This window comes from Acinetobacter sp. ANC 3813 (assembly GCF_002135435.1).
Classification (GTDB): Bacteria; Pseudomonadota; Gammaproteobacteria; order Pseudomonadales; family Moraxellaceae; genus Acinetobacter.
Genome location: NZ_NEGK01000010.1, coordinates 156,863 through 164,860, shown reverse-complemented (window position 1 = coordinate 164,860; position 7,998 = coordinate 156,863). Strand labels below are relative to the sequence as shown.

Here is a 7,998-nt window from a genome sequence, read left to right as displayed (position 1 = left end):
TGTTAATGTATTCTATTTGGTACGAAGTAAGGCATACATCAAATGATGTAAATAAGACCCGAACAAGTCCATAACAGTTGTGCTGGCGACAATAGCAAGAGTGAACCACCTGATCCCTTCCCGAACTCAGAAGTGAAACCTCTTAGCGCTGATGGTAGTGTGGGGTTACCCATGTGAGAGTAAGTCATCGCCAGCTCATTATTCTAAACACCCCCTGACTACTCAGGGGGTGTTTTTTTATGCCCATAATAAAATTATATAATCTGATGCTGGAATTTTAATACAAAAGTTTATTTGGCCGCTGTATAAGCACACGTCCTTTTAGCTTTTCACGCTGAATAAGCAATCGACCCGAAAAAACTCATGAATTGTGCCTAAGCTAAATACCATTTAAGTCGAATTTTGGCCTAAATAGGGCATATTGAGCATATAAAAATGTATTTAATTTAGGCTGTTTAGCCGAATTAAAGGTGAAAACTGACAATTTTTTTATCAAATCATCTATTGTCTGATTGCTTATAGTTGATTTTTAAATCATTGATATTGAATAAAAATAAAACTAGACCTCGTGTTCATCATTTTATTCTTAAGTAAATATTTCTAATTTCTATAGCTTTTTCTGACATTTTCTTACCAATTTAGAGTCCGATATTTTAAAGGTATGGGTTGATACCTTTGAAATTTTGGACAAAAACTGCCCTAAACCGCATTGTAATCCAAAATTAATCTCACAATTGGAGGTGAGTACTAATGTCGGCAAACACAATGAATGTGAATGATGTCGTTGATCATGCAAAATTTTCAAAATCACACCTAAGTATTATGCTGTGGTGTCTTATTTTAATTTTATTTGATGGCTATGATTTGGCGATTAATGGGGTTGCATTGCCTTTGCTGATGAAAGACTGGGGGCTGACAACAGTTCAGGCTGGCATGCTGGCCAGTACCGCATTAGCCGGTATGATGTTCGGGGCAATGCTGTTTGGCACTTTGGCAGATAAGATTGGCCGTAAGAAAGTCATTATGATCTGTGTATTTTTATTCAGCGGTTTTACCTTTGCTGGTGGCTTTGCATCTAATCCCACCGAGTTTGGCGTATTGCGCTTTTTAGCTGGATTAGGCATTGGCGGTGTATTGCCAAATCTTGTGGCGTTAACCTCAGAATATGCGCCTAAAAAACTGCGCAGCACACTGGTTACGACCATGTTCAGCGGCTATGCAATGGGCGGTATTATGGCGGCGCTGTTCGGCGCTTGGCTGACTCCAAATTTTGGCTGGCAGATTATGTTTTTTATCGCTGGTTTTCCATTGCTGCTGTTGCCATTTGTATGGAAATTCTTACCAGAATCTTTGACCTTCTTGGTAAAAGTTAAACGTGATGATGAAGCGCGTAACATGCTGAAAAAAATTTCCCCTGAGCAAATGATCTCTGAAAATACTCAGCTGGAATTATCTGAAGTTGTTGTGCCAGGCGGTACAACCGTAAAAGCCTTATATCAGCAGGGGCGTGGCGCAGGCACTGCATTGTTTTGGCTATGCTTCTTTATGTGCCTGTTAACCTTGTATGCTTTAGGCAGCTGGCTGCCAAAACTGATGATGGCGGCAGGCTATTCAATGGGCAGCAGCTTGATGTTCTTGCTGGCGATGAATATTGGCGCAGTCATTGGTACGGTTGGCGGCGGTATTTTGGCGGATAAATTCCATTTGAAGCCTGTGATCATCATCTTATGCTTAGCCGGTGCAGTTGCTTTATCGCTGCTGGGCTTTAAGTCGCCGCAGCCGGTGATTTACCTCTTGGTTGCTGTTGCTGGCGCATCTGCGATTGGCTCACAAATTCTGCTGTACAGCTATGTGGCGCAATACTATCCGCTTTCTGTCCGTTCTACAGGCATTGGCTGGGCATCGGCAGTGGGCCGAACTGGCGCGATTGTGGGGCCAATTTTAATTGGCATGCTGCTGGCGAAAGAGCTGCCGCATCAAGTTAATTTTATGGCAGTTGGCATTCCAGTCATTATTGCAGCAATTGCAGTGTTCTTTATCCGTAAGAGTGAAGAGGATGTAACAGATGCGATTCCAGCGAAGAAAGCATTAAAGGCGCAGCGTTCATACAGCTGAGTTTTAGTTTAACTTTAAAAGGCTCATCTTGGATGGGCCTTTTTTGAAGCAGCCTAATTAATATTTATGATTTACAAAGCTGGTAATGAATCTGATGCGCAGAAAAAAGCCCTTAACATCCTGTTAAGGGCTTTTTCATATCAGTTGATGACTGGATTCCGATCCGGTCTAAGCATCCTGCTTTCTTTAATTTTATTCTTTTAATTTTGCTCTTTAGAAACATCCTGTCTCTGTATGACTTAACTATAGTGCGGTCTGATTCAGCTGAATAGTGTCGATTTTCGTCAGACTATGTACGCAATTTCTTACAATACCATAGCTTTAGAAATGCGCTTCTAGACCAACATAAGGGCCTTTGAATTTAAGTTTGGTCTCTGCATCTGAGTCTTTTTCCAGCTGAATATCTAAGATACGGTAACCCGCTTTGGCACCTACATCGACAAGAATGGAATCAATGAAATTGTATTTTAATTCGGCCTGCGCATCGGTAATACGCTGATCATTCAGACCTGCAATGCTGACTTCCGCATTTGCACTTAAACCCGTAAACGGCAATTTTAGGCCTGCTTGCGCATACAGCATCGGCAGCGTTTCGCTAATGTCTTGTGTTGATGTGTAATTATGACGGATATCACCTTCTAGGCTTTTTACACCCGCGCCAATATCTGCATTGACGATATTGTCTAAGATTTCATAGTAAAGAATGAAATCTGAATAATCGAGATCCACCTGATTGCGCGGTGTGCCTGAAAATGTTTCGTCACTGTCTGCATTTAAATTGACATGCTTGATTTTTGCATTGGGTAAAAAAGGAATAGGATGTTCAACGGCAACAGAAAAAGACAGTCCGTGATCATCTGCCAGCTTTGCATTCGAAGGATTGAATTGCGGATGATCTAGATCTGCACTGTACTGCCAGTAGTCAATATTGCCTTTAACACCAATCACATCTGCCTGCGCATTCGTGATGGCAGCCATACCCAGTACAGCGCACAGTAGATTTAAAGCTTTCATGTTGCGTTCCATCTATGAAAAGTAAGTCAATTTTATCCGGTATGCTGGATGCATAATCAGCACTTCGCGCATCATAGCTCGAATTGCAATGAGCACAAAGCGATTTAATGCTGTGTTCTGAGGATGGTTGAGGCTGTTTATTGACTGACAGTTTGCGTACTTCACGTTGAAAGTTATGTAAAAATTTAAGTGAAAAAGAGATTAAATAAAGTGTTTTAGAGTGCATGAAGAATAGTTTTTTTATGCTTTGGATAGAAACAGAGAAAATGGGGTAAAAAGCTTCGCAAAAAAATATCCGTAACTTTTGTGCTGCAGGACTCATTGAAAGCGTTTGCAGCATCTGCGCGGAAGTATTTAACAAGGACATATAAAGCTCTAATTATCATTCCCAAAAGTTTGTTTATTTATAAAAAATAATGTATAAAAAATAAGCTGATAATTTGTGCAAACGAATAGAAATACATTATGAAAAGTGAATGTTTGGCGCATAAGTTACAGAAAGTTTGGTTAAAAAACGGTATTGTTGAGCTCATATAAAGGTCAATATCTGCTTAAAACTTTATGCAAGATTTAGCAGAATTTTCCTGTTTGCAATTGGCGGATATTGCTCAAAAGGCAGTGCGCTTATTTCAGACGCTCAGAATTATTTTTTATGGTACTTTTTTTGACTGCGAGATAACCCAATAAAAAGCAGCATTTAAAGAAGCCTAAGGTTTAGGTATTTTATGACAGATTCTCGTGAAAATTGGACGTCACGATCGGGCTTTATTATTGCAGCCATTGGTTCTGCAGTAGGGCTGGGAAATATTTGGCGTTTCCCTTATGTTGCTTATGAAAACGGCGGCGGCGCATTTCTTATTCCGTATTTAATCGCACTGATTACTGCCGGTTTACCGCTATTGTTTTTGGATTATGCAGTTGGTCACCGCAGCAGCGGTTCACCGCCTAAAGCGTATAGAAAGCTGTTTAAAGGCGGTGAAACTCTAGGCTGGTGGCAAGTCTGCGTGTGTATCATCATTGGTTTGTACTATGCCAGCGTATTAACTTGGGCCGGCAGCTATGTATATTTCTCGATTGGCCAAATGTGGGGCAGCGATCCAGAAGGCTTCTTCTTTAAGACGTATTTGCAAACCTCAGAAGCATCCGGTTTTGATCCTCAATTTGTCAGCCATATTTTCTGGCCGCTGGCAGGTATTTGGGCACTGACTTTAATTATTTTATATGGCGGTGTTAAAAAAGGCGTAGAGCTTTCGAATAAAATCTTCATGCCGCTGTTATTTGTGCTGTTTACCATTCTGGTTATTCAATCCCTGCGTTTGCCGGGTGCGGTACAAGGCCTGAATGCGTTTTTCACGCCAAACTGGTCAGCCATGATGGACTATAAAGTCTGGCTCGCAGCCTATGGTCATACCTTCTTCTCGCTGTCTGTCGGCTTCGGGATTATGGTGACCTATGCATCGTATTTAAAGCCGAAAACAAACTTGACGGGATCAGGTTTAATTGTCGGTTTTGCGAATGCATCCACCGAGATTTTAGCGGGTATTGGTATTTTTGCGGCTTTGGGCTTCATGGCTTTTACTGCAAATTCAAGCGTACAGGATGTGGTGAGCGGCGGGATTGGCTTGGCGTTTATTGCTTTCCCTAAAATTATTTCAAGTATGGGTCCAGGCGCAGATCTGTTCGGCATTCTATTTTTCACATCGCTCTTTGTTGCCGGGATTTCATCGATGGTGAGCATTTTGGAAGTTCCAATTGCAGCCATGATGGACAAGTTAAAATGGGCGCGTAAGAAGGCAGTAACGATTGTGGGCGGCGGCAGCGCAGTCGTGTCTATCGTGCTGTTTTCAAGTGTGAACTCGATTAAGCTGGTTGATATTATTGACCACTTTATCAACAACATCGGTATTATTGGCGGCGCATTGCTGTCCATTATCAGCATTGCATGGTTCAAGCGCTCAGCGCTGCTTGAGATTAAAAATCATGTGAATGCAATTTCTACGGTAAAATTAGGTAAAGGCTGGGATTTCACCTTAACCGTAATTACGTCAATGATTTTGCTGGTGACACTGGCGATGACGATTTACCATCTATTGATCAAAGGCTATGGGGATTACAGCGCAAGCCTGCAGTTGATCTTTGGCTGGGGCTGTGTGATTTTCTGCGCAGTGGTCGCTGTTGTTTTATCGAAAATGAAAGACCGCGAGGAGGGTTAAAATGAATACTTCCGCAATTATAATGATGGTTATTTCCATGGTCTTCTTATGGGGCGGGCTGGCATTGTCTATCCTGCACCTGATGAAAAATCCTGAAGAGCTGGATGATGTATTGGAAGATGTGAAGGACCAGCATACGCTTTAATGCTGATCCAAAAAAAAGCAGGCCGATTGGCCTGCTTTTTTTATGCGGTTTTTTCAATCCGGCAATAGAAGAAGCCGTCGCCAAAGTCATTTTCTGGCAGAATCTGGCGGCCGTGAATTTGCATCAGCCCCCATTTTTCTTCAATTTTAATTTCTTTAGCATCGTTATGTTCCGCAAAGAAATTCACCATTTGCTGTTCATTTTCGGCTTTTAAAATCGAGCATGTGATGTACAGCAAGGTGCCGCCTACTTTTAATTGCGACCACATGTGATCCAGAATCTGCTTTTGCAGTTCAACAGTCTGCTGAATATCTGAAGATTGGCGCAGCAGGCGGATGTCTGGATGGCGACGCATTACGCCGATAGCCGAACAAGGCGCATCCAGCACAATGCAGTCCACGGGTTCAGGCGCTGTCCACTTCGTCGCATCTGCCGTAATGATTTCAACATCGGCATAAGCATTCAGTTCAAGGCGTTCCAGATTTTCCGAAACCCGCAGCAAACGCTTCGCGTCATGATCCAGCGCAATCAATTTTTTAGGAGTGAAGCGTTCTAAAATATGCGCAGTTTTGCCGCCCGGCGCTGCGCAGGCATCGACCACGACTTTATCATCTAAATTTGGCAGCAGCTGAGCGCAAAGCTGCGCATGCTCATCCTGAACAGAAAAACCGCCTTCTTCGAAGCCTGGCAACTGGGTAATATTGCCCGTTTGGTCGAGTACAATGCCTGTATCTGAAAGATCACAAGCATGTGCATCAATTTGCTCTTCATTCAGAATTTCAAGATATTCGTCACGGCTGATTTGGCGTTTATTCACACGTAAAGTGAGTGGCGCGGTGTGCTTCAAATTTTGGCAAAGCTCGCTCAGCTGCTCTGGCCAATCTTTTTTCAGACGTTTGAACAGCCAGCTCGGCAGGCCGTGGCTGGCGTTCAAGGCGCTTTGAAAAGCTTCAGTTTCACGTGAAACGCGGCGCAGGATGGCGTTGACCAATCCGCTCATCGGTTCAAAACCCAATTGCTTGACAGCATTCACTGTTTCAGAGATGGCTGCGTGTGCAGGAATACGTGTACATAGCAATTGGTATAAACCTAAATATAGACAGCTTTCTAAGGCTTCATTATCTAAAGGCTTGGTCAGCAGCGGCAAAGTAATGGCTTTTAAAGAATACCATTGGCGCAGGCAGCCTAAAGTCAGTTCATGATACAGCGCGCGGTCACGCTCGCCGACGGTATTGATGTGCTGATTCAGAACCGATGTTAAAGATTGGCCATTTTGTACAGCCACCAGTGTTTTTACGACCTGAGCACGAAGGTTCAGATTTTTTGCAGAGGATTGATTTTGGCTCATGCGAATGTATTACCTACTGCTAATTTTTGAGTTTGATTAATTTGAACTGGATTTAATGCTTTGCCGCCCGGCCATTGCAGGCTGGTCAGGCAGATGGCTTTTTCATCGCCGCAGGCGACATGCACCCCCTGTTTATCCAGCAATAAAATAGTACCAGCGGCTTGTCCTGCTGCATTTTGCTCCGAAAGTGCAGAACCCCAAATACGCAAGTTATTGCTGTCGTCGAGTGGAATAAATGCAACAGGCCATGGGTTGAATGCACGGATATTGCGGTCAATGCTGACGGCATCCTGTGACCAGTCAATTTGAGCTTCTGCTTTAGACAGCTTATGCGCATAGACAGTTTGCGCTTCATCTTGAACTTCACGGCGCTCTAGATACTGCAGCAGTTGTTCTTCCGATTCCAGTACAGCAGCAATAGCTTCTGCGCCTTGCAGCGCCAATTTGTCATGCAGGCTGGCAGAAGTATCGTCGGCTTCAATTGGGCACAGCGTTTTATACATCATATCGCCAGTATCTAAACCCGCAGCCATTTTCATAATGGTGACACCAGTTTCTGCATCACCTGTGGCAATCGCGCGCTGAATCGGGGCTGCACCGCGCCAGCGCGGCAGAAGTGAGCCATGAATATTCAGGCAGCCGTATTTAGGCATATCCAGCACGGTTTGAGGCAATATCAGGCCATAAGCTGCTACGACCATGATATCAGCATTCGAGTCTGCAAGCGCTTGCTGTGCAGCCAATCCTTCTTCAGTGGATGCCTTGAAATGCAAAGGCTGATAAACAGGCAGATTGTGTTGCAGCGCCAATAGCTTAACTGCAGATGCAGTTAATTTTTGTCCGCGTCCCGCTTTGCGGTCAGGCTGAGTGTAGACCGCGATAATTTCGTGATCTGTTTTTAGCAGCGCAGCCAATGCTTGAGCTGCAAATTCAGGAGTACCCGCAAAAACGATTTTCACATGTATGCCTAGTCAACTTAAAAATAGATTATATCAAACATAGTCAAAAAAACCTGTGTCTATGCAAGCAGGTATAATAATAGAAAAAACATATTATATTTTAATATATTTAAACAAAAGATAAAATTAATTAGTATTGTTAAATAATTGAAATGTATTTTTTTGTTACCTTTTTATTATTAATATTTAATAAACAAAATGTAT

Annotated in this window: 6 protein-coding genes and 1 rRNA gene; 4 read left to right on the top strand and 3 right to left on the bottom strand. The window is 42.9% G+C overall.

The annotated features are described in order from the left end of the window. Positions 1-81 precede the first annotated feature (81 nt). A 5S ribosomal RNA gene (gene rrf, locus B9T34_RS15280) occupies positions 82-196 on the top strand. A gap of 554 nt (positions 197-750) precedes the next feature. After that, positions 751-2,115, top strand: a complete 1,365-nt coding sequence (locus B9T34_RS15275) for an MFS transporter (RefSeq protein ID WP_086213985.1) — start codon at positions 751-753, stop codon at positions 2,113-2,115. 321 nt (positions 2,116-2,436) lie between these two features. On the opposite strand, the gene B9T34_RS15270 is transcribed toward B9T34_RS15275, so the two are convergent. Continuing rightward, positions 2,437-3,129 (bottom strand): TIGR04219 family outer membrane beta-barrel protein, encoded by a 693-nt coding sequence (locus tag B9T34_RS15270; RefSeq protein WP_086213999.1) that lies wholly within the window; start codon positions 3,127-3,129, stop codon positions 2,437-2,439. Positions 3,130-3,854: 725 nt separating this feature from the next. Between B9T34_RS15270 and B9T34_RS15265 the strand changes: the two genes are divergently transcribed. Both B9T34_RS15265 and B9T34_RS15260 read left to right on the top strand, forming a co-directional pair. Then, on the top strand, positions 3,855-5,342 hold the full coding sequence (locus B9T34_RS15265; RefSeq protein ID WP_086213984.1) for a sodium-dependent transporter: 1,488 nt from the start codon (positions 3,855-3,857) through the stop codon (positions 5,340-5,342). A gap of 1 nt (position 5,343) precedes the next feature. Then, positions 5,344-5,487, top strand: a complete 144-nt coding sequence (locus B9T34_RS15260) for a methionine/alanine import family NSS transporter small subunit (protein WP_086213983.1) — start codon at positions 5,344-5,346, stop codon at positions 5,485-5,487. A gap of 40 nt (positions 5,488-5,527) precedes the next feature. Here B9T34_RS15260 and rsmB read toward each other — a convergent pair whose 3' ends face one another. Both rsmB and fmt read right to left on the bottom strand, forming a co-directional pair. Next, on the bottom strand, positions 5,528-6,835 hold the full coding sequence (gene rsmB, locus B9T34_RS15255; RefSeq protein WP_086213982.1) for a 16S rRNA (cytosine(967)-C(5))-methyltransferase RsmB: 1,308 nt from the start codon (positions 6,833-6,835) through the stop codon (positions 5,528-5,530). After that, positions 6,832-7,794, bottom strand: coding sequence for a methionyl-tRNA formyltransferase (fmt, locus tag B9T34_RS15250; protein ID WP_086213981.1), 963 nt, complete (start codon positions 7,792-7,794; stop codon positions 6,832-6,834). The genes rsmB and fmt overlap by 4 nt, the downstream gene beginning before the upstream one ends. Positions 7,795-7,998: the final 204 nt, after the last annotated feature.

Coding starts and splice junctions, on each gene's coding strand:
- B9T34_RS15275 (WP_086213985.1), top strand. CDS start 751: ATGTCGGCAAACACAATGAATGTGAATGATGTCGTTGATCATGCAAAA.
- B9T34_RS15270 (WP_086213999.1), bottom strand. CDS start 3,129: ATGAAAGCTTTAAATCTACTGTGCGCTGTACTGGGTATGGCTGCCATC.
- B9T34_RS15265 (WP_086213984.1), top strand. CDS start 3,855: ATGACAGATTCTCGTGAAAATTGGACGTCACGATCGGGCTTTATTATT.
- B9T34_RS15260 (WP_086213983.1), top strand. CDS start 5,344: ATGAATACTTCCGCAATTATAATGATGGTTATTTCCATGGTCTTCTTA.
- rsmB (WP_086213982.1), bottom strand. CDS start 6,835: ATGAGCCAAAATCAATCCTCTGCAAAAAATCTGAACCTTCGTGCTCAG.